This window comes from Aerococcus sp. UMB1112A, assembly GCF_030230715.1.
GTDB lineage: Bacteria > Bacillota > Bacilli > Lactobacillales > Aerococcaceae > Aerococcus.
The window spans coordinates 219,455-244,515 of sequence record NZ_JASPDS010000001.1; the positions used below are offsets into that span (position 1 = coordinate 219,455).

Sequence of the window (25,061 nt, forward strand, 5' to 3'; positions counted from 1 at the left end):
ATGGCATCATCGAGTTGTTGATTTATTTGTTAACCTTGTTGTAGTTTTCAAGGGCAGAATTGGTTTGGTCAGCCATCCGTTTCACCACATCAGCTGGTGCATCTGACCCATTGAGCAGAGTTTCTAGCTCAGCTTCATAGATTTGACGAGCTTCTTGGTTAACCCCTGAAATAGCCCCTTGGTCGGATGGTTCAGAATTGTGTAATTGGTTAATAGCTGTTTCAAATTGCGGGAATTCTTCCAAGTTCTTCTTGAACTCTTCTTCTTCGTGGGAATTTAAGTTAACAGGGAAGTAACCTGTTGCTGCATTCCACTTAGCTTGGACTTTAGGTGATACCAGGTATTCGATGAACTTCCAAGTCGCATCTTTCTTAGCATCATCTCCAGAGTCGATCATCCAGAGGGAAGCCCCACCGATCGATACCCCTTGGTCATCTTCTTCTGTCAAACCTGGATAATAAGCCGTTCCAACTTCGAAGCGGTCATTCACTTCGGTCAAGATTTGACGGAGGTTGGCGGTTGAGCCAACGGTCATTGCCGCTTGGCCTGAAACAAATTCAGGTTGGCCACCTTCGCGGCCTACATTTGGCATATAGCCCTTCTCTTCGCCTTCATTCCACATCTCGAGGACACGTTCCATCGAGCCGTTGTCATCGAAAACTACTTCCGTTGGTGCGGATTCCCGACCGTTGCCGTTGTTGAACATATCTTCGCCCATCTTATTAATCCATTGTTCAATATACCAACCATAAACCCCAACAGAGATAGGCATGGTAACGCCATCTTGTTCAGTTAGTTTATCTGCATTCTCAAAGATTTCTTCCATGTTAGAAGGTGCTTCGGACATGCCAGCTTGTTCAAGGACATCCTTGTTGTAGTATAAGATCGGCGTGGATGAGTTAAAAGGCATGGAATGGAGCTTGTCATCCAAGGTATAGTAAGCTAAAAGGTTAGGTTCTAATTGACTTAGGTCAAAGTTGTTCTTGTCAACATATTCTTGAACAGGAACCGTTAGCCCTGAATCAATCATAAAGGCTGTCCCCTGCTCAAACACTTGCACCAGGTCTGCCCCTACCGCTTCACCAGAAGCAGAAGATCTTAACTTGGTCAAGGTTTCATCATAGGTCCCTTGGTACTGGGCATTAACGAAGACTTCATCTTGGGAATTGTTAAAGTCTGCCACTAACTCATCTAGGGCTTTCCCTGTTTCCCCGCCCATGCCGTGCCAGAAAACAAGTTCAGTCTTGCCTTCGCTGTCAGCAGAATTGGCTTGACCAGAATCTGTACTGCCAGCGTCGCCAGAATTACCGCAACCGGCTAAAAGCAAGCTGAGTCCGGATAAAATCACGGTTGATTTCAATAATTGGTTAAGTTTCATTTTATTTTTTCCTCCAAAGATTTATTTAAGCTATCTGTATTGTAACCATCCATTATTAATTCAATGTAAATTCAGCGTAAATTTTACATGAATATGTAAAAAATGTGTAAATCCTCCCTGCTTTTTACTACAGACTTTCCACAGTCTCCGTTATACTAGGACTAGACAGTGAAAAAAGTCTAGAAACGGAGTGACCCTATCATGAAAGAAAGAATTGGCCTCGTCGACATCGGTTCCAATACCATCCGTCTGATTGTGGTGGATATTGACGACCATTTTGGCCTGCATGAAATTCAAAATATTAAGATCCCAGCTCGTCTTTACCATCACTTAGATGAAGAAAATATCATGGACCAAGCCGGGATCGACCTACTCTGCCAAATCCTCGATAACTTCGCCCATGAATCCCAAATCCTTAAGGCTAACAAGCTTCTCCCCAAGGCCACCGCAGCCATCCGCCAGTCCAAAAACTACCAGGAAATTTTGGATACGGTCAAAGAGCGCACAGGCATCACGATCGATATCGTCTCCGGTGACAAGGAAGCCTACTACGGCTACAACGCCATCATCCACACCATGTCCGACCATGATGCGCTAACCATCGATATCGGCGGGGGGTCAACTGAAATTACCTATTTCAAAAACAAAGAAATTCAAGCTTCTCATTCCTTCCCTTTCGGAGCGGTCTCCCTAACGGAAAAATTCTTTGCTGACAAGGACCATGACGATAAGTCCGCCATCAAAAAAGCCCGCAAATTTGTACGCAAACAATTTGCCGACTTTGACTTTATTAAAGAAGCCCAGCTCCCCATTATTGCTGTGGGGGGGTCAGCCCGTAACGTCACCCGGGTCCACCAACTCCAGAACGACTACCCTCTGGCCGGTATCCATAATTATCAGATGTCTGAAGAAGACCTCGAAGACACCCTGGACCTCTTTCTCTCCTTGTCCGATAAAGAACTGCGTAAATTGGACGGACTCTCAACCGACCGAGCAGATATCATCACCCCAGCTTGCCTGGTCTTTAGCGAATTGATGGCCTGTGTCCAAGCCCCCTGCTTTAAATTTAGTCAATACGGCTTGCGCGAAGGCATCCTCTATGAATATATTGAAGACCACTACCCTGCCCCCTACGATATCTTCCATATCCAGAGACAGACCATTGAGGGCTTAACCAACACCTATCACTTCTCCATGGCAGACCACGCCCAACGCGTGGATATCGTCCGCCAAGTCTATACCTGCCTCAGCCAGCAGGAATTCTTGGACTGGAATGACCAAGAGAAACGCCTGCTCATCTATGGTGCCTACCTCTATTTCTGCGGCCGCTTTATCGAAAGAGGGGCCGCCTCCCAACACACCTTTTACCTGCTATCCAACTCCAATATGAATGGTTTCGACCACAAAGAGCGGGTGGCTATTAGCCTCATTGCTTCCTATAAAAATAAAACACTTTTTAAACAATACAGCGAAGAATTCCAAGACCTCTTCACAGAAGACGAATTAGATCGGATCCAAGCAATGGGCGGTTTAATCAAGTTTTCAGAGTCGCTCAATGACTCACACTTCAATATTATAAGTTCAGTTGATATGATTATTCAAAATGATACATTAATTTTACGTATTTTTTACAATGGTACGTTAATATCAGAAGTGTACCGTGCGGAAGATCAGAAGAAACATATTGAGCGGATTATTGACCGCGATATCCAGCTCGATTTTATTCCGACGACTGCGCATAATCTATAAGTTTTAAACTTAGGAAGGGTTGTAAACTATGACTGAAGACAAAGCGAAAGATATTAAGAATCCGGACTACTATGACAACCGGGAAGTTTCCTGGCTATCCTTTAACTACCGGGTCCTTCAAGAAGCAGCGGACAAAAGAAATCCTCTGCTTGAACGTTTAGGCTTTTTAGCCATCGGCAGCTCCAATCTCGATGAATTTATGATGGTTCGGGTAGCTGGCTTACAAGACCAGTCCCACATGCAGGGCGACACCCGGGACTCGAAGAAACATTGGACTCCTGACCAACAGCTTGACGCCATTGCCAAGGCCAACCGAGAAAATGTGGACTACCAATACAAACTCTTGGACCGCTTAACCCAAATTTGTGCTAAAAACCAGATCCACTTCAGTCCGGTAGATAGTCTAGAAGATAAAGAAATTGACCAAGTCAAGCAATACTTTAACGAACAAATTTTCCCTGGCTTGACCCCTCTAGGCATCGATGCCTATCGCCCATTTCCCAATTTAAATAACAAGGTCAGCAACTTGTTCGTTAACCTGCATAGTGACCAAGGCGAAGAGATTGCCATCGTACCGATTCCCCAGCTCTTGGACCGCTACTACCATTTTGAAAAGCAGGGCCAGCACTACCTGGTTGACCTCCACGATATCGTCCAATATTTTATCGGCGAACTCTTTCCTGGCTACCAGGTGCTAAACAGCTTCTACTTCAGAGTGACCCGGAACGCTGACCTGGAATTACATGAAGAAGGGGCCCAGGACCTCTTAGTCGTCATCGAAGACTATCTTAAGAAGCGTCGCAATGGAATCGCTGTACGGATTGAATTCGACCAACGCCAAGTGGATCCTGAGAGCTTCCACCAAAATGTAGCCTTCCTCATGGATGAGCTCCAACTCCAGGACCGCGATGCTTACTTCTTGAACGGTCCCCTCGACTTAACTGGTCTCAACGAAGCGGTCGACCTCTTAGAAGATACTTTCCCAGAAATGACCTTCAAAGACTTCAGCCCCGTCTACCCACCTGAACTGGAACATGAAGGTCTCTTCGATTATATTGAAAAAAAAGACCTCTTCCTCCACCACCCCTATGATTCCTTCGACCCGATTGTCGAATTTATCTCCCAGGCAGCTGATGATCCAGCGACCATCGCTATTAAGATGACCCTCTACCGGGTATCCAGCGACTCGCCTATTGTCAAGGCACTCAAACGAGCTGCCGAGAATGGCAAGCAGGTCACCGTCCTAGTCGAACTTAAGGCCCGCTTCGACGAAGAAAATAACGTCCAATGGGCCAAGGTTCTCGAAGAAGCTGGCTGCCATGTCATCTATGGGAAGTCCCACCTCAAGACCCACAGTAAGATTTCCCTCGTTGTTAAGCGCCAAGGCAAGCAACTCAAGCGCTATGTCCACCTTGGAACAGGTAACTACAATGATAAGACGGCCCGGGGCTATACCGATATGGGCGTGCTCACCACCAATCCTGAAATTGGTGAAGATGCCACCAACTTCTTCAACTATCTGAGCGGCTATGCGGAACAACCCGACTACCACCACCTCCATGTATCACCTTTCGATATTCGCGATTCTTATATTGAAGATATAAATGACGAAATCGAAATGCATAAGAAATATGGGAATGGTAAGATCATCGCTAAGATGAATTCACTCACTAGCTTGGATATTATCCGTAAGCTCTATGAAGCCAGCCAGGCCGGTGTCCAAGTTGACCTCATCATTCGCGGCATCTGCTGCCTGATCCCAGGCATTCCCGGCCTTTCCGACAACATCCGGGTCATCTCTGTCGTTGGGCGCTTCCTCGAGCACAGCCGGATTTACTACTTCCATAATAACGGCCAAGAGAAGCTCTTCTTGTCTTCAGCGGACATGATGACCCGTAATATGATCCGCCGGGTTGAGATTGAATTTCCGATCCTGGATCCTTCCATCCACAATGAAATCATGAACATCCTCAAGGTCTATTTTGCTGATAATACCAAGGCTCGCTACAAGCTCCCCGACTCTTCCTATGCCTATGTCCAAAACGATAAAGCAGAAGTCTCTGCCCAAGAAGAGTTCATGAAAAAGGCCCTGGCCAAGAAAAACAGCCAAGGCCCTAGCCAAGCCAAGAAAAGATGGTTCCAGCGCTTACCCTTCTCCTTTAGAAAATAGGGAAATAAGCAGTAAGTATTGATTTCCTGCTCTCTTTCATGTAATATTCGAGAGAAACAATAAATTAAAAAGCGAGGTAAAGCATCCATGTTAACTGTCAGCAATGTCAGTTTGCATTTCTCAGATCGCAAACTTTACGACAATGTGAATTTAAAATTTACCCCCGGTAACTGCTACGGCATTATTGGGGCCAACGGAGCAGGTAAATCAACTTTTCTTAAAATCCTATCCGGTGAAATCCAACCCTCAACTGGCCAAGTCAACTTAGACCCTAATGAACGCCTATCGGTCCTCAGCCAGAACCACTTTGGCTTTGAAGATTATACCGTGATCGATACAGTGATCATGGGGAACAAGGAACTTTACGAGATCAAAAATGAAAAAGATGCCATCTATGCTAAGGCTGATTTCACCGAAGCAGACGGCATCCGTGCCGGCGAATTGGAAGCTCAATTCGCTGAAATGAATGGCTGGGAAGCCGAATCTGAAGCGGCCCAATTGCTCACCGGTCTCGGTATTGAAGAAGCCGTCCACAACCAATTAATGAGCGAATTGGACGAAAAAGATAAGGTCAAGGTCTTACTGGCCCAAGCCCTCTTCGGCAACCCCGATGTCTTACTTTTGGATGAGCCGACTAATGGTTTGGATGCCGCATCCATTGAATGGCTTGCCGACTACCTGATCGACTATGAGAATACTGTGATCGTTGTTTCCCACGACCGCTACTTCCTCAACCGGGTCTGTACCCATATTTGCGATGTGGACTTTGGACGGATCCAGCTCTATGTCGGTAACTACGACTTCTGGAAGCAATCTTCTGAATTAGCCGCTAAATTGCAGGCCGATGCCAATGCTAAAAAAGAAGAAAAAGTCAAAGAACTCAAGGAATTCATTGCCCGCTTCTCTGCCAACGCCTCCAAGTCCAAACAGGCAACTTCACGGAAGAAGATGCTGGATAAGATTGAACTCGACGACATCCGTCCTTCTAGCCGTAAGTATCCTTTTGTCGGCTTTGAACCTGAGCGCGAAATTGGTAACGACGTCCTCACTGTTGAAGGGCTGTCTAAAACGATCGATGGGGTCAAGGTTCTCGATAACATCACCTTCAATCTCAAAAACGATGACAAGGTCGCCTTCGTGAGCCGCAACGACGCTTCCGTTACCGCCCTCTTCAAGATTATCATGGGCGAGATGGAGCCTGATTCTGGTAGCTATAAATGGGGCGTTACTACCTCCCAAGCCTACCTACCACGGGACAGTTCTAGCGAGTTCGATGGCCGTCAAGACACTATCTTAGAGTGGCTCTGGCAGTATGCCAAGACCCCTGAGGAGCAGGATAATACTTTCCTGCGCAGCTTCCTCGGCCGGATGCTCTTCTCCGGCGACGATGTCAATAAGCAAGTCAATGTCTTATCTGGTGGGGAAAAGGTTCGCTGCCTACTCTCTAAGCTCATGCTTTCTAAGGCCAATGTTCTGGTCATGGATGATCCAACCAACCACTTAGACTTGGAATCCATCACCAGCCTCAACGAAGGGCTCATCCGCTTCAAGGGCGTCCTTCTCTTCAGCTCCCACGACCGGGAATTTCTTTCTACTATTGCCAACCGTGTCATCCACGTCAGCGGCAATGGTATGGTAGACCGTATCGACACGGGCTACGAAGATTATCTCAATAATCCAGATACCCAAGAACGCGTCGAACAACTTTATAACTAACAAAAAAGCGTGAAATCATGAGCTCGTGATTTCACGCTTTTTCTAATACTTTTTCATCCAAAGTTGGTCGATATAATGGTTGTCCCGCTTGTGGATTACCATATCCGCCCGGTTGCGAGTTGGTAGGATGTATTCATTTAAATTGACCAGATTAATCTCTTGCCAGATCCGCTTGGCTTCTGCCATGGCCTGGTCTTCCGCCATCTGACTATAACGGTAATGGTGGTTATCAGGATTCTCTGCTGCCTTATGCATGAGCATCTTGAAACGCTCATAGTACCAGCGCTCAATACAGGTCGTATCCGCATCCACATAGATCGATAGGTCTGCAAAATCGCCCACAAAGACTTGCTCCTTATCATCCAATTGGAGTACATTGATGCCTTCAACTATCAAGATATTGGGATTCTTCAAGATCTGCTTAGCCCCCTCGACAATATCATAATTCTCATGGGAATAAACAGGAAAGGCAATGTTCCGTTTATTGTTCTTCACATCCGTCAGAAATTGCAGAAGTTTGGGCATGTCATAGCTTTCGGGGAAGCCCTTGCGGTTAAGAATACCGCGTTTAATCAATTCCTCATTGGGATAAAGAAAACCATCAGTCGTGACTAAGTCCACATTTAAATCAGGGAAGGCCTGGGATAAAAAGAGCCGCAAGAGACGGGCGGTGGTTGACTTGCCGACCGCTACCGAACCTGAAATGGCAATCATAAAGGGTGGGATCTCGGCTTCAATTCCTAGGAAGTGGTTGCGCCGCCGCTGCAAACGGCTGTAATTGTCGCGGTAAATGGCAATTAATTGGGTCAGGGGCTCATAGACTTCCATGGCATCTGTTACCGATAATTCATCATTGAGGGAGATAATCTTTCTCAATTGTTTCTCCGTTAAATGAATTTCAATCGAGGGGTGAACTCGTTCCCGGTAGTCTCGCCACTGGACGCGGTCAATAATATGATAGGTTTCTGCTTCAATCAAAACAATTCTCCTTTAGTTTCCATCTCGTAAAAGCCAGCTCACATGGATCCGCGCACAGGAATTTTCTCCCATGAGAATCTGGTGCCAGCTCTGGGCTGGTGTCCCCTCTTCTTCAATTCGACTAGCCAGCTGATAGTCTTGGCCCAGGCCTATTTCATGGTCATAACTGATATCGAAGGTCTGGACGCGGTGATCGGCTATGAAAGTCCCCGGAACTTGGTTAAGGACCCAGCTAAGGTAGACCGAATTATTCACATGCTGGTTGGCATCAATTTCGCTATAGTGAACCCTTGCTTCTGACAAGCTATCAACTTGCTTTAATGTCTTTTTAAAACGGTAGGGACGTTCAGCCTTTTCACCAGTATTTTCTGCTTGGAGTTGGTCAGGAATCCGGACAATCTTACGCGCGGATAAGTCCATCAAGCTAAACTGGGACTGGCCCGAGACTACGACCTGACCGTCTGAATCATAGAAGCGGTAATAGCGGTAGATAAAGAAACGGTTGACCTCAATAATCCCTGTCTCTACTCGGACCTTATCGCCCAAGCGGGGGAGATGTTGGCAAGCAAAATGATGGTTCAAGACAATCCAATTATAACCTGCTGGAGTCAGGTCAGAAGGCCAATCATATTCCTGGTTAGCCACTAATTGGAAAACCAAGTCTACCATCCCCTTCATGGTCAGGTCTCCATAGGCATCACAAAAAAGTTCAGTCAAAACAAATTCCTTGCTATAGGCTGCCATCCAAATTCCCACTTTCCAACGTAATCTTCATCTAATTTTACAATACTGTCATCATACCAAAAAATTTAAAGTCTGCCTAGACCTAGGCGCTAAAGAAAAGGCTAGTCCTTGTGCTCTTTTTTCTCTTTTTCCTGTTCATTGCGGATAGCTTGATAGTCAGGATCCTTCTTGCCCCGTTTAAGGCGTGCCCTAAATTCGGACTGCATCAGCTTGCGGATACTCTTAGCCGATAGCTTCTCATTGCGGACATCGTGCTCAGCGATAACGCGAAGAACAGAAATATAGGACATAGCTAGGGCAGTGGTCACAATAGAGGCCGTTGCTCCAGAGATTGCTCCACCGGCTAGGCTACCCAAGCCTGGAATGAGCTTAAAGATATTGCCCACCAGGGTCCGGCCCAAGAAAGTCGCTCCCGTAGTGCCCCCCACTGCCCCAATCAGGCCCACTAAAGTCTGGTGTTCCAAAGAAACGCCAAAAATAGCGGTAATATGAGCAAGCATGGAGATCTGAAGGGGGACGATTAAAGCTGCGTCTGCGAAAGGAATGGGGGTAAAGCCCACACCAAATGTTGAAATAATATAGCGGCGCGCCCAACGTCGCGCCAGACGTGCTTTGCGGTCGAGATCTCCCTGTTGGGCATTGTTAAAAGCATCCTGAACATCATGGGGAATGACAGCCAGGGTTTGCTCAATCAAGTGGTCTAAGCCGTAAGCTTCCACCGTGTAGTCTGGGCTCACCGGATAATCCTTGGCCATGATCGGGACCACCGCTTGAACCTTTAAGTTCAGATTTTCCAAGTATTTTTTGAAGTCTTGGGCAGGTTGACCGATCGCCTGGGTTAAAACTAGAATAACCGGCATCTTCTCAGCTAGACCCTGGATAAAGTCCTTCTCCATAGGCTCAATTCGCGACGAGGAGGCGTTAATGCAGTAATAGGCGCAGTGCATGGTCTCGCCCTTGGCCTCCAATTGATCCAAACATTCATTGATCTCCCGTGCCACTTGGTCTTGGATGGCTGCGTCCAATTCCAAGCCTCTTGTATCATAGAGGACGAGGGGCAGGTTATCCTTGGTAATCTGGCGCAAATGCTTAGTAATCGGCTCGCCAATCCCTGTTTCTACTAAGCGTTCGCGAAAGACCCGGTTAATAAGGGTTGATTTTCCCACTCCTGTCTTACCAACGACTAAGATATGGATGGGTTTCATTTTTTTGATTTCATCTTGGGTCTGCTGGGTTAATTCCTCAATCAAAGAGAGGTCAACAGCTGATGCTTTCTTCATAGAATCCTCCTTGGTCATCATTAGAATGTTTATATAGATATGATATAATATGATTAAAAATGATAGGATGTGTTAACGTGCCCAGCCAACAAAATATCTTTAAGGATCCCGAAATTCTGCAATCCAAGTCTTACCAGGTCACGAATGAGGTCTTCTGCGCCGTTAGTCACGGCATCGGGCTCATTTTGGCCATTATCGCTTGCGTCAGCCTGTCGATCAAGGCTGTGCGCTTAGACAGCTCCCTCCACCTCTTGGCCTATCTTAATTTTACACTGGCTATGTGTATGCTTTATTTTAACTCAACTCTCTACCATAGTCTAAAATTTACCCGCGTCGCCCCACTTTTTCGCGTCTTTGACCATTGTTCCATCTATTTATTGATTGCTGGTTCTTATGCCCCCTACTGCCTCCTAGTCCTCCCAGCTGGGATCGGTTGGCCCATCTTTATCCTAGAATGGCTGATTGCAGCCCTCGGCATCTTCCTCTCATTAAAGGCTAGCGAGCGCTTTAAACGCTGGGAGACCTGGACCTATATCGCCATGGGCTGGTTGGTTATCTTTACCCTAAAGCCGCTGATCGATCATCTTCCTCTGCCTGGGCTCATCTGGACCCTTATCGGCGGTATTGCCTACACTCTGGGCACCTACTTCTACATCAAAGATGACCAAATCGCCTACTACCATGTGGCCTGGCATCTCTTCGTTATGGTCGGCAGCGCCTGCTTCTTCATTGCCATCTTATCTTATACTTAAGGGCTTTTTTCCAAAAAAGGGCCATTCTTTAGCATTCTTGGCTTAGAATATGTTAAAATATTAAAGTGGTAGAGAAGAGATTCTCCAAATTATAAATAAAGATACATAAATATCAATTGAAAGAAGGAAGACTATGATTTATAAAGTTTTTTACCAAGAAACAAAAACTGAAGTGCCAACGCGCGAACATACGCAGTCACTTTACATCGATGCTGAATCGGTCACTGAAGTACGCCGTATCCTCGATGAAAAAACCCCTTACCATGTTGAGCACATTCAATTATTAGATGACGCTCACTTAGCCTATGAGCAAAAGAGTGACCGTTTCGAATTGACGGAGTTTGCTGATTAATGAAATTGAAAATTAAAAACCATGAAACTGCTGTTTTCGCCATTGGGGGTTTAGGCGAAATCGGTAAGAATATGTATTGTATCCAATTCCAAGATGAAATCATCGTCCTCGATGCAGGCGTTATGTTCCCAGAAGATGACCTGCTCGGAATTGACTATGTGATTTCAGATTATTCCTATCTGATTGAAAATAAAGACAAGATCAAGGGCGTCTTCATCACCCATGGCCACGAAGACCATATTGGTGGGGTGCCCTTCTTGCTCAAGCAAGTCAATGTGCCAATCTATGCCGGGGCCCTTTCCCTGGCTCTGATCCGGGGTAAATTGGAAGAACACCACTTGCTCCGTGACGCTGAGCTCCATGAAGTGGATGAAGATAGTGTCATCAAGTTCCGCAAAACCCAGGTCAGTTTTGCCCGGGTAACCCACTCTATTCCGGATGCCATGGCCATCTGTGTCAAGACACCTTCCGGTAATATTGTCTTCACTGGGGACTACAAGTTTGACTTTACTCCGACCGGTAAGAAGGCAGACCTGCACAAGTTAGCCCGCCTAGGTGATGAAGGGGTCCTCTGCTTACTCGGTGACTCCACCAACTCCGAAATTACTGGCTTCACCAAGTCAGAACGGGTCGTTAGTAGCGCCTTAAAAGATATCATCGATAAAATCGAAGGCCGGATTATTTTTGCCAGCTTTGCTTCAAATATCTCCCGGCTTTCGGAAGCCATCGACATTGCCATCGCCAACAACCGCAAAGTGGCCGTCTTCGGCCGGTCCATGGAAAATGCCGTGCGCAATGCCCAAGAAATTGGCTACTTCGACCTACCAAAAGGTGTCTTAATCGATGGTAAGGACATTAACAAGTATCCAAGCAACGAAGTCATGATCATGTGTACTGGGTCTCAGGGTGAACCCATGGCGGCCTTGAGCCGGATTGCGAACGGCACCCATCGGCAGATCTCCATCCAAGATGGGGACACTGTCATCTTCTCTTCCTCCCCGATTCCAGGGAACACGACTAGTGTTAACCGCGTGATTAACAAATTGTTAGAAGCCGGAGCAGAAGTGGTCCACGGTAAGATTAACAATGTCCACACCTCCGGCCACGGCTCGCAAGAAGAACAGAAGCTCATGCTGAGCCTCTTGAAGCCTAAATACTTCATGCCGGTCCACGGAGAATACCGTATGCTCTCCATCCAAGCTGATACAGCTGTCAGCCTAGGTATCCCACGGGAGAACACCTTCATCATGGACAACGGTGATGTCCTCGCTCTGACTGAAAATTCAGCGCGCCGGGCGGGTCATATCCCTGCCAATGATGTTTATGTTGACGGCAAGGGCATCGGCGATATCGGCAATATTGTCCTCAGAGACCGCCATAAGTTGTCAGAAGATGGCCTAGTCCTAGTGGTTGTCAGCATCGACTTCGAAACCAACCAATTACTAGCTGGCCCAGCCATCGTCTCCCGCGGCTTCATCTACATGCGTGAATCCGAAGACCTGATCAGCGACGCCCAACGTGTCATCCAGACCGCCGTTATCGGTCACTTAAATTCAGGCAACAAAGTCAACGAAAAAATCCTACGCGACAGCATACAAAACTCACTCCAACCCTTCCTATACAAACGGACCAAACGCAACCCGCTCATCATGTCCGTCGTCATGTCCGTTTAAAATAAGGGTGTGAGGGCGCGCGATTAGAAGTGGACCTCTGGAGCAAAGCGGCAGAGAAGACTACAAGTCTTCGGCGGCGCTTTGTGAAGAGGAGCCAGTTCTGCGCGACCGAACCCAACTAAAAGGGTGTGAGGGCTGGCGTTTAATCTTATACATAAGGCATAAAAAAGGAGTAAGTCTTCAGCTGAAGGCTTACTCCTTTTCTTCTTTGACGAGACCATGTTTAAAGGCATAGATAGTAGCTTGAGTCCGATCAGAAACTTCTAATTTAGACAAAATATTAGAGACATGGGTCTTGACCGTTTTTAATGTAATAAACAAGAGATCAGCAATTTCCTGGTTGGACCTGCCTTCAGCAATTAGAGCTAAGACTTCCAATTCGCGCCGGGTGAGGTCATCGTGTAAGTGGCGCTCCTGGGCCTTGTGCTTATCTTCTTGCATCTTCTCAGACACAGCCTGGGTCATGACTTCCTGTCCGGCTATCACTTGGCGAATGGCTTGAGCAATTTCCTGGGCAGAGGATGTCTTCAAAATGTAGCCCTTAGCCCCTGCTTCCATGGCGGGATACAATTTATCATCATCTAAGAAGCTCGTTACCATCAGGATCCGAGCTTCTGGCCAGTCAGCTAAGATAGCCTGGGTAGCCTCGATGCCATCCATTTCATCCATAACAACATCCATTAAGATAAGGTCTGGTCGGAGGTCTAGGGCCTTATCATAGGCTTCCTGTCCGTTAACTGCCTCGCCTATGACCTCAATGTCTTCCTGGATAGCCAGATACGAGGCCACCCCTAAGCGAACCATCTCATGGTCATCTACAATTAATACTTTAATCATCTAAGTCGTCCTCTTTCTATTCTGGTCTAGGGCAATTTGGATCCGTACTTGGGTCCCCTGCCCCTCCTGGCTAATCATCTGTAGCTCGCCTGCTAGCTGGTCTACCCGTTCGCGGATGTGTTGGAGGCCATAGCCCCCTCGCTGTTCTGCTCCTTGCTTAAAGCCTCGCCCATTATCCCTAAAGACTAAATAGAGCCGGTCTTGCCGGGTAAAGAGCTGGCACTCAATCTCCGTCGCTTGGGCATGGCGCAAGCTATTGGATAAGAGTTCTTGGACAATGCGGAAGAGATTATTCTCAATTTCTTTATCCAAGTCCCCCACATCGAAGCGGGTCACAAAATGAATGGCCAACTTGCCTTCTAATTCATCAAAGAGATGCTGGATCCCCTGGGCCAGGGACCGTTTTTCTAAGGCAATGGGTCGCAGATGGAGTAGGAGGGCCCGCAATTCATTTTGGGCATTTTGAGCTAGATTGGCAATCTTCTGTCGGAGGTCAGCTTCTGGCCCTGTCTGTTGGTCAGAAACTTGGTCCAAGGTGGCCAGGAGCATGGTCATTGCGAAGAGTTCCTGGCTCACCGAATCGTGGAGTTCCCTGGCCACACGCTGGCGCTCAGCCTGGATAATATCTGCCTCAGATTTGCCTGTACTGGCCTGGTCTAACTGCAGGTGCAAGTTTTGCCTTTCCAAGCGTCCCGCCTGAATTCTTGTCTTTAAATGGTCTAGCCTAGCCAAGAGCTTAGGGCTCAGATAGAGATTTTCCTTCAAATTCAAACGGTCCAGCTGGTGGATATTGCCTTGGCTGAGCTGGTCGAGGTAATGAAGCAAGAGTTCCTCATCCCGAAAGATTAAACTATACAAGCACAAGGATAAAACCAAAGCTAAAAAGCTGGGCAATAAGAGAAAGGCCAGGCCGAGTGGGAGGTCCTGCCAAGTCCATTGGAAGGGAGGCAACCAGCCGAGTTCAAAGCAAAAATACAGGGTCAGAGCAAACAAGGCATAGCTAAAGATTAAGCAGACCATAAAAATGGAAAACAAACGCCGCCATTTCATAGGAAAACCACCTCAACTTCCCCCCAGAACTGGGTCAAGTCAATAATCAATTCCCGGTCCTCATCCAAGTGGTCGCCTGTACGAAGCGACAAGCGCTGGTTGTTTAGGCAATAGGTCTGTCCTTGCCAGGTCAAGCGTGTTCGATAGGCCTGGATATTCAGTTGGCAGGCCTGGGCTTGGGGAACGACTAATTTTATCCGACCGTGGAGCTGGCTAACCGCCAACCACTGCTTGCCCTTAACTGGCAACTTCTCAGTCAGATCAATAAAACGGTAGGCGTGGAGAGAATAATCATGGAAGCTATTCCAGTCATAAGTCTTGACCGGTACCGTCTTGAATCCAAGCCAGTCATCCAATTGAAAGAAAGTACCTCGGTCTTGGCCTAGCCCTTCTTCACCCTGGACTACTTGAAAGTCAGTAGTATCTCCTTTCTCTTTTTGCCAAAGCTGGATAGCTAGGATCACACCACCTAGAGATAGGATCAGCCAAAAATGGGGCAGCTGAAAAAGGCTCAGACAAAGGATTAACACTGCCAGAAAGAATAAAGGCAAGCGAATATAGGCTGGCCAGGTCTTCCCTGCCGGGGCCAGTGTGAACAGTCCAAGCAAGCCAATCGCTATGAAAAAGACTAGGAAGAGCCCTAGCGCTTGTGAAAAATCATAAAGAACGAAGCCTAAAATAAGCAAGGCCAGTAATTGGCAAATAAACTTCAAAACCATCCCTCCTTTCCTACTATTATAACAAATCCTCAGACTAATGAATAAAAAAGCTGGAACAAAAAGTCCCAGCTTCAATAAATTATTATACAATGTTTTGTTGCAAAATAGGATTAAAACCTACAGTCGGGTTCGGTCGCGCAGAACTGGCTCCTCTTCACAAAATCCTCCCGAAGGCCTCCAGCCTTCTCCAGTCTTTTGCTCCAGAGGTCCACTTCTGATCGCACGCCCTCTCACCCTTTAGTCGGGTTCGGTCGCGCAGAACTGGCTCCTCTTCACAAAATCCTTCCGAAGGCCTCCAGCCTTCTCCAGTCTTTTGCTCCAGAGGTCCACTTCTGACCGCACGCCCTCACACCCTTTAGTCGGGTTCGGCTTGGCAGTCTCGGAGTGATTTCACAAGTTAGAAACGAGCGACTGCTTCGCTCTTATTCTAACTTGCTCCAATCATCCGAGCCTGATCGCCAAGTCTCACACCCTTTAGTTGGGTTCGAGGCTGCAGAAAGGACTCCTCTTCGCAAAATGCTATCGAAGGCTTGCAGCCTTCTCTAGCATTTTACTCCAGAGGTTCCTTTCTCCCGCATCCTCTCACACCCTTTTTTACTCAGCGTTTTCTACTGCGGTGATTTTTAGGGCAAGTTCGCCGCCTGGGGTTTCGAAGCTGACTTGGTCGCCGACTTTTTTGCCGATGAGGGCTTGGGCGATTGGAGATTCGTTGGAAATTTTGCCTGAGAGTGGGTCTGCTTCGGCCTTACCTACGATGGTATAGGCTTCTTCGTCGCCGTCTGGCAATTCCACGAAGGTTACCTTACGACCGATTGAAACTTCGTCGCTGTCTAGTTCGTCAGGGTTAATGATTTCAGCATAGCGGATCATTTTTTCCAATTTGGCGATCTGCCCTTCCACGAAGGCTTGTTCGTCTTTGGCTGCCTCATATTCAGAATTTTCTGAGAGGTCCCCATATGAACGTGCGATCTTAATCCGGCTTACGACTTCAGGACGTTTATTTACTTTTAAATCTTCTAATTCAGCTTCAAGGCGCTGTTTGCCTTCGATTGTCATTGGATAGCTTTCTTCTACCATGAATCTTACTCCTTCATAAATAAATTAAAAATCAATAGCAATAGGGTACCACTTTCATGGCCCTATTGCAATATAAGAATGGCTTATTTTAAGATATCTTTTATCTTAGTTTGTAATAAGTCAATGGCCACGTAGTTCGAGCCACCTTCTGGAATAATCAGGTCGGCAAAACGTTTCGTGGGCTCGATAAATTCTTCGTGCATGGGTTTAACGACAGACATGTATTGGTCAATGACGGAATCTAGGGACCGGCCCCGTTCGGCCATATCACGCTTGATGCGACGGATGATCCGAATATCCGCATCAGTATCAACAAATACCTTAATCGTCATGAGATCTCTTAATTCTGGATCATAGAGTGAGAGGATCCCTTCTAGGATAATAATCTTCTTAGGCTCAACATGGACCGTCTCCTGGCTCCGATTGTGTTCAGCAAAATCATAGACTGGCATGTCGATAGCTTGGCCCTGGCTCAATTGGCTAATATGTTCCTTCAAAAGTTCCATATCGAAAGCCAGGGGATGATCATAATTGGTCTTCTGACGCTCTTCCATGGTCAGATGGGTCTGGTCTTTGTAATAGGCGTCTTGGGGGATGTAAACAATGGATACATCCTTAAATTCTTCCATAATCCGCTGAGTAATGGTTGTCTTCCCACTCCCGGTTCCCCCGGTCACGCCGATAACGATTTGTTCTGTCATGTTGTCTCCTCTTAATTACTTGAACTTGTTGCTGGTGATTGACTTTGGCCAGTTGATTGACTGGCCTTAGGTTGAGCTAGCTTAGCGTCCTCTTCGCTGACGTGTTCATCAACTAGCTTGAGATGGTCTTCATAGGTCTTGGAATAATAAACTTCCCCTGTTGACAGGTCGGCCACAAAATAATAGTAGTCATTTTCTTTGGGATTGAGGACTGCCTGGAGCGACTCCGCCCCTGGATTATTATAAGGGCCTGGTCCTAAGCCTGGATTCTTGTAGAGATTGTAAGGGGAATCCACCTGGGTGTCCTTGATGGTCACGTAAGACTTGTGTTCACCCAAGGCGTAATTGACTGAGATGTCCGATTGGATAGGCATCTTGTCGGCTAGACGGTTATAGAAGACCCCTGCGATCATGGCCCGGTCCTCCGTAGTCGACGCCTCAGCCTCTACTAGAGAAGCTAGGGTGAAGATTTCGTTCACGGATAGGTCAGAAGCCTGGAAGGCGGCCTTGTTATTTTGGTAGAACTTATTCGTTTCATCCACCATCTGGGTCACAAAAGCTTCGAGGTCTTGGCCCTCCCGCAACTGGTAGGTTGCCGGGAAGAGATAGCCTTCTAATTTATAACGGACATCGTTATTTTGGCTCACATCAGCCAGAAGCTCCGGATAAGTGGCCAGGAGCTTTTGGAAATAATCTGGACTGGTCACAAGGGCCATGAAGTCTTGGGCTGAGAAAGGCGTATTCTGCTCGATAATGGTCGCCATCGACTCAATATCCGTCCCTTCTGGAATAGCGATTCCTGCTTCCATTTCCTTAGCCCCTTCAGCTAAGTTTTTAGCTGCTTGGGAGAAGCTAGAATGGGTTTGCATTTTATAAGTTCCCGCTTGGAGGTTTTCAATTGGGTTGAAACGCAGATAGAGGCGGAAAATATCATCATTAAAAATGACCTGCTTATCCTCTAATTCCTGGGCCACACTGGCTTGGGTCGCGCCCTGGGGAACTTCGATGACAATATCCTTGGAAGGCTTAAGGCCCCCAGTTGATGCCATAACCCCAATATAAGCTGCAAAAGCCAAGACGATAACAATCAGGGTCACAAATAAAGAAGTGATTAAACGGTTGGTCACCGACTTCCGCTTGGGCCCTTGGCCTTCTAAGTGTTCCTGTTCGGCTGTTTGTCTAGGCTGCCTTCTTGTTCTTTTTCTCATGTGAACGCTCCTATTCTCTGTTCTCTAGTCGATTCGTGTCAGTGTGTCAATCCACAAGGCAAATTATTGGGCAGACTCTCGCCTGCCACATGATAAAAAAAGAGGCTGGCTTGACGCTGCCATCTCTCAGCCTCTTCTTCAACTGCATCCGTTAACCTGCCCCTATTTGCCAGAATCCTTAGCGGGGTCCAGGAGCCTTGCAGTCAATTACAATTCATCAGATATAAAGGTATTTAAAACTTCCTCTACCATGTTCCACTCTTCATCGCTTTCGATAGGATAGAGACTGCCATTCAATTCATCGTCACTCTCTTGGTAAGAGAAAGCTTGAATTTCAATATCATCGCTGTCCCCTAAACCTGCTGGATAGAGCAGGACATAGGATTTACCAAAATCATCTGATTCGAAGGTAAATAGAATTTCATAGAGGCTCTCATTGCCCTCTTCATCATAAATGGTAATTAATTCTTTATTTTCTTCACTGGCCATAATTTCTCACGCTCTTTCTTGGTCTAAGTAGGTCTGTAAGATAAGAACCGCAGCAAGCTTATCGATCACCTGCTTACGCTTCTTACGGCTCACATCCCCTGCTTCAATTAACATCCGTTCAGCCTGCATGGTCGTCAAACGCTCGTCTAAATAAACAACTTCTAGGTCAAAGTGTTGCTTCACCCTATCGCCATAAGCGCGTGAAGCTTCCGCACGGGGGCCTTCTGAATTATTCATATTTTTGGGTAGACCAATCACGACCTTGGTCGCCTGGTAGCTGTCAATCAACTCGCCCAAACGGTCTAAGCCAAATTCCTCTTGGTCTTCGTTAATCTGGATGATCTCTAAACCTTGGGCAGTCAGTCCAAGGGGGTCGCTAACAGCGACCCCCACAGTTCTTGAACCAACATCTAATCCTAAATACCTCTTCATTAGACCTCGCGCCCACTCTTTTCCATATAACTGCGAATTAATTCTTCAATAATCTCGTCACGTTCATGATAACGAATTAGGTTGCGGGCCTGGTTATGCCGAGGAATGTAAGCTGGGTCTCCAGACAAGAGATAGCCTACAATCTGACTACTTGGATCATAGCCTTTTTCTACAAGTGCATCATATACGATATCCAGTGTTTCACGAACATTTTTTTCTTTATTCTCATCAAACTTGAAAAGAACTGTTTCATCTTTGACACTCATACCTTATCGCACCTCCAAATCTTTTAACATCATTTTAACCAAAATCTGACAGAAGTACAAGAAGCTAGCCCCTATGTAATCAAAACTTAAACTTGGGTTAACACCTTCTTCACCTCAGCTAGGGCATCAGGAATCCCCGCTGGGTTCTTACCGCCGGCTTGGGCCATGTCTGGACGGCCGCCACCGCCTCCGTTAATCTTAGGCGCAATTTGCTTAATAATATCGCCTGCTTTGAGACCCTTGTCGACCAAGTCCGCTTTAACAGCGACTAAGAGATTAGCCTTGCCCTTGTTTGAAGTAGCGAGAACGAGAAGGTCGGAGTCTGTTCTTTGCTTCCATTCGTCAGAAATCTTCCGCAGGTCGTCCATGTTGCGGTTAGGTAATTCTTGGGCGATCAGACGGATACCAGCTACTTCTTCTACATCTTGGAAGATATCCTTAGCTGCTTGGGCATTGGCCTTGGCATGGAGGGATTCAATTTCCTGGCTCATTTCTTTGTTTTGGCTTTCTAATTGTTTGATCCGATTTAAGATGCCATCTCTTTCCTTGGCCTTGCTTTCCACGCGAATATCTTCCAATAAGTCTTCTAAGCCCTGGAAGTATTGGACAGCAGCCTTAGAGGTTAGAGCTTCAATCCGGCGCACTCCTGAGCCGACACCTGTTTCGCTGGTAATCTTGAAGAGGCCAATCTCAGCAGTATTCTTCACATGGGTCCCCCCGCAGAGTTCAATCGACCAATCCGCTACCTTGACCATGCGGACTTCATCCAACTTGTCATACTTGTCGGTAAAGAGGGCCATTGCTCCTTCTGCCTTAGCTGTATCAGCATCTGTAATCACCGTCTTCACAGGAATCGAATCATAAATTTTTTGGTTAACCTCATCTTCAATAGCTTGAAGTTGGTCCGCTTCGATATGACCAAAGTAAGTAAAGTCAAAGCGGAGGTAGCGGTCGTCTAAGAGAGAGCCCGCTTGGTTAACCTGGTCACCTAAGACATCCTTCAAGGCTTGGTGGAGCAAGTGAGTAGCTGTATGGTTCTTGCGGATCAAGCTGCGACGCTCCTTGTCCACCACTAAGCGCACCTCTTGGTTGAGGTCCAAGGACTGAATGGTTTCAATTTCATGCAGGTTCTGGTCATTAGGGGCGTGTTGGACATCAGTGACATAGGCCAATAATTCACCCGCTGGACTGTAAATGGCGCCAGTATCCCCGACCTGGCCCCCCCGTTCGCCGTAGAAAGGCGTCTTGTCAGCGACTAAGTAAGCGATGCTATCAGCGGGAACATGGTCCACTAATTGGTCTTCATAAACCAAGGCATTAATCTGACCCAGGCTTTCTGTTTCTTGGTAGCCAGTAAATTGACTCGGCACGTCGAGCTCAGAAAGGACGGTCGATTGGACAGCCAAGCCCCCCATTTGTTTGCGGGCAGCCCGAGCGCGTTCACGTTGGGCTTGCATTTCGTCATTGAAACCTTGCTCATCAATGCCGAGGCCTTCTTTTTCCAAGAGCTCTTCGGTCAGTTCCAGCGGATAGCCGTAAGTATCATAGAGCTTAAAGGCATCTTGGCCGGAAAGGACCGTTTGATTATTTTCTTTGAGGGCCTGAACCATGTCATCGAGAATAGCTTGACCTTCTTCAATGGTTTCTTGGAAACGTTTTTCTTCCTGACTAATGATAGTTTCGATGAAGTCTGCCTGTTGGCCAATATTTGGATAGTGGCTTCCCATCACTTCAGCTACAACGGGAACCAATTGGGCCAAGAAGGCTTCCTTGATCCCAAGTTGTTTAGCGTACATCACGCTGCGGCGGATTAAACGGCGGAGGATATAGCCCCGACCTTCATTAGAAGGTAAGGCCCCGTCACCGATGGCAAAGCTTACCGCCCGGACATGGTCAGCGATCACTTTAAAAGCCGTATTAATTTCTGGATTTTCCCCGTAATGGTGGCCGTCAGTCAGCGGTTCAATGGCCTTAATAATCGGAACGAAGAGGTCGGTTTCAAAGTTAGTTTCCGTATTTTGGATGACGCTGGTGATCCGCTCAAGCCCCATGCCGGTATCAATATTCTTCTGTTCGAGGGGTTGGTAACTTCCGTCAGGCATGTGGTTGAATTGGGAGAAGACCACATTCCAAATTTCAAGATAGCGTTCATTCTCCCCACCTGGATACATTTCTGGATCATCATCGGCTAAATCTTGGAAAGCTTGGCCCCGGTCAAAAAAGATTTCCGTATCGGGTCCACAGGGGCCTGCGCCCAAGTCCCAGAAGTTATCTTCTACGGGAACAAAGTGGTCTTCACTCAGTTGGGTGGTTTCACGCCAGATATTTAAACTCTCTTCATCGTCTGGATGATAGGTCATGTAGAGGCGGTCTTTGTCTAAGCCCAACCACTTCTCATCAGTAAGGAATTCCCAGGCCCAAGGCAGCATTTCTTCCTTGAAATAGTCGCCAATGGACCAGTTCCCTAACATTTCAAAGAAAGTTTGGTGGCGGGCAGTTACCCCGACATTCTCAATGTCATTGGTCCGGATACATTTTTGGGCATTGGCAATTTTAGGGTTTTTAGGTTTTTCTGACCCATCCAAATAATGTTTCAGGGCAGCTACCCCTGAGTTGATCCATAAGAGGGTCGGATCATCTTGGGGAACCAGCGAAGCGCTGGGATAGATATCGTGGGACTTGCTTTCCCAGAAATCTAAGAATAATTGCCGAATGTCTGCACTAGTTAATTGTTTCATCATATCCTCCTAAAAAAATAACGGCGCTATTACAATAAAGGGCGCTTGAAACGCGGTACCACCTTTATTGTAATATCACCGTCTTTGATATTACCACTTCATTAGCTTGTTAACGCGAGCGCGGCAAATTTTCATCTGCGATTTTAAGAAGAGAGCGTCCATTGAGGAGTGAACGCTTGCACTATCCGTTCTCGCTAGTAGTCTCATGGATAAATTCTTCTCTAGATTTCAAATCATACTGATTATAATGCGTCTTAGGCCATGCTGTCAAGTCGCGGGCCCATTCTTCTAGAAATCATAGGGACTTAACCCATCCATCCCAATCATCGGGTCAATGGCCTGGCTAGCTACCAGGTCTGGGGTCAGTCGCTTAGGGCCCTGGTCAAGATCGGGAGTCTCGGCTTTTAAGGCTGCTTCTTTAGGGGGCTGTTTTAGTTCAGAAGCTATTGCTTCCTTCTGATTCGCCGGAGACTCTTTACCGGCACGAATCAATAGGAAATCATAGAGCTGGGTCTGCCGGCTAGCGCCCTGGTGCTGGATAGCATGGGCAAAGGCCGCCTCTTCCCCGCACATAATCAGAGACTGCTTAGCCCGGGTAATAGCTGTATAGACCAGGTTGCGCTTGAGCATACGTTGGTGCTGGTGGACTAAGGGCAGGATGACAATAGGGAATTCCGAGCCCTGGGCCTTATGGATAGAGGTACAGTAAGCCAGAGTCAACTGCTTCCAGTCGGTTCGCGTATAGGTCACCTCGACCTCATCGAAGGCTACCACGATTTCATCTGACTTTGATGCGGTTTCTTTGGCGAAGAAGATGGCCACAATTTCCCCCATATCCCCATTAAAGACATTCTTTTCAGCCTGGTTTTGCAGCTGGAGCACCTTATCCCCTACCCGAAATATCTTCTCAAAGTAGACCACTTCCCGCCGCTGGTTATCGGGATTGGGATTTAAGCGCTCTTGGAGGACCTCATTGATGTGGTCGATTCCTGCCTCACCCTTATACATGGGAGCGAGAACTTGGACATCGCACAAAAGATAGTCCTTGGCCACGGCACGTTCGGCGATCTGGGCAACGATTTCCGCAATTTGCGCGCTCTGGGCCTTGATAAAGGACCGATCAGCGTGTTGGCGAGTCAGGTCTGGCGAGAGCAGGCCCTGCTTGATCTGGTGGGCCAATTCGGTAATCGAGGAGTCATCACTCTGCCTAAAAATTTCATCCAACTCCCGGGCTGGTGCGACCTGGGCCCTCAAGATGTCAGCCAGCACCTGGCCAGGGCCAACTGACGGCAACTGGTCCTCGTCCCCGACAAAGATGACCTGCATATAAGGCGGGATGCTCTCAAGGAGCTGGTAGGCTAGCCAGGTATCTACCATGGACAGTTCATCGACAATCAAGAGGTCGGCTTCTAACATCTGCCCGATTCCCTCGACCCCTTCATCGGATTCATCCTTGGTCAGGCCGAGCAGGCGGTGGAGAGTCGAGGCGGGTAGACCAATCACTTCAGACATCCGCTTAGCCGCCCGTCCTGTTGGCGCGGCTAAGGCTATAGGGAAGCTATCCTCCAGATAGTCTTCCTCCGCCAAGGACAGGTTTTTAAGCTGGGCATAGACAGCAACAATCCCCTTAAGGACCGTCGTCTTCCCCGTCCCAGGCCCACCAGTTAGGACATAGAATTTGGATTGGAGAGCTTCTTTAATGGCTTGTTTTTGGGCATGACCATATTTGAGATTCCACTCAATCTCCACCTGATCAATAGCCCGGTCAATGGCTTCATGGTCTAAATCCTGACCGAGCGGAGAGGCAATCATATCCGTCAGGCGGCGAGCAATAGTCTCCTCTTGTAAGAAGAGATGGGGCAGGGCCACCCGGGTCGAACCTTCAGGGCAGATAAGGAGGCCTTCTTCCAGCATTTGGTCTAAAGTATCTTGGACAGCTTGAGCGGGCACCCGGTCCTGGTAGAGGCCCAGATTGACCTGGTCTGTCGCCACTTGTACCAGCTGGTCCGCTTCCACATAAGTATTGCCGGACCGGTAGCAGATTTCATAGAGGCAATAATTTAAGGCCCCAGCCAAACGCTTGGGACTATCATAGGCCAAGTCCATCTTAGCCGCTAGCTGGTCCGCCCGCTTGAAACCGAAGCCCTCAATCTCACGCACCAATTGATAGGGGTTCTCCTCGATCACTTCCACGGCTTGGTCCCGGTATTTCTCATAGATCCGAGCAGCCAGGCTAGACGAAAAGCCCCATTCGGAGAGCTGCATTATCACCCGCTGACTGCCTTGGTCTTCTTGAATCAACTCCACCAGCATGGTCCGCAATTTCTTGGAAAGCCCTTTGACTTCCTTCAATCGTTCAGGCTCAGTTAATATCACATCGATGGCCTGGCTACCGAGGACTTCGACAATCCGGCTGGCCAAGGTCTTCCCAATGCCTGGAAACTGCGAAGAAGAAAAATAACGGACTAGTCCATTCTTACTGGTGATTTTAACCGGTTCAACAGATTGGACTTGAAACTGAAGGCCATACTTGGCATGTTCAACCAAGTGACCATTAAATTGATAGGCCGTCCCTTCTTGAACCGAGACAAAATTCCCAGTCACGACAATTTTTTTCTCCGAGTACATAGTATTAGTTTCTTCCACAGAAATTTGCATCACCTTGTAATAATTAGTCGGATTCTCAAAGAAAACCGCCTGGATTTCCCCAATTATATAATCTAAATCCTCCGTCTGACTCATCTCTCTCCTC

The 25,061-nt window shown here is 47.3% G+C and carries 21 protein-coding genes; 6 read left to right on the forward strand and 15 right to left on the reverse strand.

Annotation, left to right across the window (positions count from 1 at the left end):
• Positions 1 to 22: 22 nt before the first annotated feature.
• Positions 23 to 1,378 (reverse strand): ABC transporter substrate-binding protein, encoded by a 1,356-nt coding sequence (locus QP860_RS01035; protein WP_070620305.1) that lies wholly within the window; start codon positions 1,376 to 1,378, stop codon positions 23 to 25.
• 201 nt (positions 1,379 to 1,579) lie between these two features.
• Between QP860_RS01035 and QP860_RS01040 the strand changes: the two genes are divergently transcribed.
• The 3 genes from QP860_RS01040 (at position 1,580) to QP860_RS01050 (ending at position 7,013) form a co-directional block, all read left to right on the forward strand.
• A complete protein-coding gene (locus QP860_RS01040) occupies positions 1,580 to 3,127 on the forward strand; it encodes a Ppx/GppA family phosphatase (RefSeq protein WP_070620303.1) in 1,548 nt (515 codons plus the stop codon).
• A gap of 28 nt (positions 3,128 to 3,155) precedes the next feature.
• Positions 3,156 to 5,297, forward strand: a complete 2,142-nt coding sequence (locus QP860_RS01045) for an RNA degradosome polyphosphate kinase (RefSeq protein WP_070620300.1) — start codon at positions 3,156 to 3,158, stop codon at positions 5,295 to 5,297.
• Positions 5,298 to 5,384: 87 nt separating this feature from the next.
• Complete coding sequence (locus QP860_RS01050; protein ID WP_284910084.1) at positions 5,385 to 7,013, forward strand: ABC-F family ATP-binding cassette domain-containing protein; 1,629 nt, start codon at positions 5,385 to 5,387, stop codon at positions 7,011 to 7,013.
• A gap of 42 nt (positions 7,014 to 7,055) precedes the next feature.
• Here QP860_RS01050 and coaA read toward each other — a convergent pair whose 3' ends face one another.
• The 3 genes from coaA to QP860_RS01065 all read right to left on the reverse strand — a co-directional run bounded on the left by coaA (position 7,056) and on the right by QP860_RS01065 (position 10,015).
• Positions 7,056 to 7,991, reverse strand: a complete 936-nt coding sequence (coaA, locus tag QP860_RS01055) for a type I pantothenate kinase (protein ID WP_070620293.1) — start codon at positions 7,989 to 7,991, stop codon at positions 7,056 to 7,058.
• A 12-nt stretch (positions 7,992 to 8,003) separates the two neighbouring features.
• Complete coding sequence (locus QP860_RS01060; RefSeq protein ID WP_070620290.1) at positions 8,004 to 8,735, reverse strand: acyl-[acyl-carrier-protein] thioesterase; 732 nt, start codon at positions 8,733 to 8,735, stop codon at positions 8,004 to 8,006.
• A gap of 101 nt (positions 8,736 to 8,836) precedes the next feature.
• Entirely contained in the window at positions 8,837 to 10,015 is a 1,179-nt protein-coding gene (locus tag QP860_RS01065; protein ID WP_070620287.1) for a GTPase, read from the reverse strand.
• 77 nt (positions 10,016 to 10,092) lie between these two features.
• Between QP860_RS01065 and trhA the strand changes: the two genes are divergently transcribed.
• The 3 genes from trhA to rnjA all read left to right on the forward strand — a co-directional run bounded on the left by trhA (position 10,093) and on the right by rnjA (position 12,792).
• Entirely contained in the window at positions 10,093 to 10,767 is a 675-nt protein-coding gene (trhA, locus tag QP860_RS01070; RefSeq protein WP_141744620.1) for a PAQR family membrane homeostasis protein TrhA, read from the forward strand.
• A gap of 133 nt (positions 10,768 to 10,900) precedes the next feature.
• Positions 10,901 to 11,119 (forward strand): DNA-dependent RNA polymerase subunit epsilon, encoded by a 219-nt coding sequence (locus QP860_RS01075; protein WP_070620280.1) that lies wholly within the window; start codon positions 10,901 to 10,903, stop codon positions 11,117 to 11,119.
• On the forward strand, positions 11,119 to 12,792 hold the full coding sequence (gene rnjA, locus QP860_RS01080; protein ID WP_070620277.1) for a ribonuclease J1: 1,674 nt from the start codon (positions 11,119 to 11,121) through the stop codon (positions 12,790 to 12,792). The genes QP860_RS01075 and rnjA overlap by 1 nt, the downstream gene beginning before the upstream one ends.
• Positions 12,793 to 12,984: 192 nt before the next feature.
• On the opposite strand, the gene QP860_RS01085 is transcribed toward rnjA, so the two are convergent.
• From QP860_RS01085 to recD2, 11 genes are all read right to left on the reverse strand, one after another.
• Positions 12,985 to 13,629, reverse strand: a complete 645-nt coding sequence (locus QP860_RS01085) for a response regulator transcription factor (RefSeq protein WP_070620274.1) — start codon at positions 13,627 to 13,629, stop codon at positions 12,985 to 12,987.
• Positions 13,630 to 14,679: a sensor histidine kinase gene (locus tag QP860_RS01090; protein WP_070620270.1), complete on the reverse strand. Its 1,050-nt coding sequence runs from the start codon at positions 14,677 to 14,679 to the stop codon at positions 13,630 to 13,632.
• The gene (locus QP860_RS01095) at positions 14,676 to 15,392 is read right to left on the reverse strand and encodes a LiaF domain-containing protein (RefSeq protein ID WP_070620267.1); all 717 of its coding nucleotides are present in this window, start codon (positions 15,390 to 15,392) and stop codon (positions 14,676 to 14,678) included. Before QP860_RS01095 ends, QP860_RS01090 begins: the two co-directional genes overlap by 4 nt.
• A 600-nt stretch (positions 15,393 to 15,992) precedes the next feature.
• Positions 15,993 to 16,475: a transcription elongation factor GreA gene (gene greA / locus QP860_RS01100; RefSeq protein ID WP_070620265.1), complete on the reverse strand. Its 483-nt coding sequence runs from the start codon at positions 16,473 to 16,475 to the stop codon at positions 15,993 to 15,995.
• 83 nt (positions 16,476 to 16,558) lie between these two features.
• On the reverse strand, positions 16,559 to 17,176 hold the full coding sequence (udk, locus tag QP860_RS01105; protein ID WP_067971733.1) for a uridine kinase: 618 nt from the start codon (positions 17,174 to 17,176) through the stop codon (positions 16,559 to 16,561).
• 11 nt (positions 17,177 to 17,187) lie between these two features.
• Entirely contained in the window at positions 17,188 to 18,384 is a 1,197-nt protein-coding gene (mltG, locus tag QP860_RS01110; protein ID WP_083294423.1) for an endolytic transglycosylase MltG, read from the reverse strand.
• A 207-nt stretch (positions 18,385 to 18,591) separates the two neighbouring features.
• A complete protein-coding gene (locus tag QP860_RS01115; RefSeq protein ID WP_067971742.1) occupies positions 18,592 to 18,873 on the reverse strand; it encodes a DUF1292 domain-containing protein in 282 nt (93 codons plus the stop codon).
• 6 nt (positions 18,874 to 18,879) lie between these two features.
• Positions 18,880 to 19,305, reverse strand: a complete 426-nt coding sequence (ruvX, locus tag QP860_RS01120; RefSeq protein ID WP_070620264.1) for a Holliday junction resolvase RuvX — start codon at positions 19,303 to 19,305, stop codon at positions 18,880 to 18,882.
• Positions 19,305 to 19,571, reverse strand: coding sequence for an IreB family regulatory phosphoprotein (locus tag QP860_RS01125; RefSeq protein ID WP_067971750.1), 267 nt, complete (start codon positions 19,569 to 19,571; stop codon positions 19,305 to 19,307). Before QP860_RS01125 ends, ruvX begins: the two co-directional genes overlap by 1 nt.
• Positions 19,572 to 19,657: 86 nt before the next feature.
• Positions 19,658 to 22,309, reverse strand: a complete 2,652-nt coding sequence (gene alaS / locus QP860_RS01130) for an alanine--tRNA ligase (RefSeq protein ID WP_284912045.1) — start codon at positions 22,307 to 22,309, stop codon at positions 19,658 to 19,660.
• Positions 22,310 to 22,597: 288 nt separating this feature from the next.
• Positions 22,598 to 25,051, reverse strand: coding sequence for an SF1B family DNA helicase RecD2 (gene recD2 / locus QP860_RS01135; RefSeq protein ID WP_070620253.1), 2,454 nt, complete (start codon positions 25,049 to 25,051; stop codon positions 22,598 to 22,600).
• Positions 25,052 to 25,061: the final 10 nt, after the last annotated feature.

What these genes read in the sequence shown, in the direction of transcription:
- QP860_RS01035 (WP_070620305.1), bottom strand. Translation starts at nt 1,378, where the DNA reads ATGAAACTTAACCAATTATTGAAATCAACCGTGATTTTATCCGGACTC.
- QP860_RS01040 (WP_070620303.1), top strand. Translation starts at nt 1,580, where the DNA reads ATGAAAGAAAGAATTGGCCTCGTCGACATCGGTTCCAATACCATCCGT.
- QP860_RS01045 (WP_070620300.1), top strand. Translation starts at nt 3,156, where the DNA reads ATGACTGAAGACAAAGCGAAAGATATTAAGAATCCGGACTACTATGAC.
- QP860_RS01050 (WP_284910084.1), top strand. Translation starts at nt 5,385, where the DNA reads ATGTTAACTGTCAGCAATGTCAGTTTGCATTTCTCAGATCGCAAACTT.
- QP860_RS01060 (WP_070620290.1), bottom strand. Translation starts at nt 8,735, where the DNA reads ATGGCAGCCTATAGCAAGGAATTTGTTTTGACTGAACTTTTTTGTGAT.
- QP860_RS01065 (WP_070620287.1), bottom strand. Translation starts at nt 10,015, where the DNA reads ATGAAGAAAGCATCAGCTGTTGACCTCTCTTTGATTGAGGAATTAACC.
- QP860_RS01075 (WP_070620280.1), top strand. Translation starts at nt 10,901, where the DNA reads ATGATTTATAAAGTTTTTTACCAAGAAACAAAAACTGAAGTGCCAACG.
- rnjA (WP_070620277.1), top strand. Translation starts at nt 11,119, where the DNA reads ATGAAATTGAAAATTAAAAACCATGAAACTGCTGTTTTCGCCATTGGG.
- QP860_RS01085 (WP_070620274.1), bottom strand. Translation starts at nt 13,629, where the DNA reads ATGATTAAAGTATTAATTGTAGATGACCATGAGATGGTTCGCTTAGGG.
- QP860_RS01090 (WP_070620270.1), bottom strand. Translation starts at nt 14,679, where the DNA reads ATGAAATGGCGGCGTTTGTTTTCCATTTTTATGGTCTGCTTAATCTTT.
- greA (WP_070620265.1), bottom strand. Translation starts at nt 16,475, where the DNA reads ATGGTAGAAGAAAGCTATCCAATGACAATCGAAGGCAAACAGCGCCTT.
- udk (WP_067971733.1), bottom strand. Translation starts at nt 17,176, where the DNA reads ATGACAGAACAAATCGTTATCGGCGTGACCGGGGGAACCGGGAGTGGG.
- mltG (WP_083294423.1), bottom strand. Translation starts at nt 18,384, where the DNA reads ATGAGAAAAAGAACAAGAAGGCAGCCTAGACAAACAGCCGAACAGGAA.
- QP860_RS01115 (WP_067971742.1), bottom strand. Translation starts at nt 18,873, where the DNA reads ATGGCCAGTGAAGAAAATAAAGAATTAATTACCATTTATGATGAAGAG.
- ruvX (WP_070620264.1), bottom strand. Translation starts at nt 19,305, where the DNA reads ATGAAGAGGTATTTAGGATTAGATGTTGGTTCAAGAACTGTGGGGGTC.
- QP860_RS01125 (WP_067971750.1), bottom strand. Translation starts at nt 19,571, where the DNA reads ATGAGTGTCAAAGATGAAACAGTTCTTTTCAAGTTTGATGAGAATAAA.
- alaS (WP_284912045.1), bottom strand. Translation starts at nt 22,309, where the DNA reads ATGAAACAATTAACTAGTGCAGACATTCGGCAATTATTCTTAGATTTC.
- recD2 (WP_070620253.1), bottom strand. Translation starts at nt 25,051, where the DNA reads ATGAGTCAGACGGAGGATTTAGATTATATAATTGGGGAAATCCAGGCG.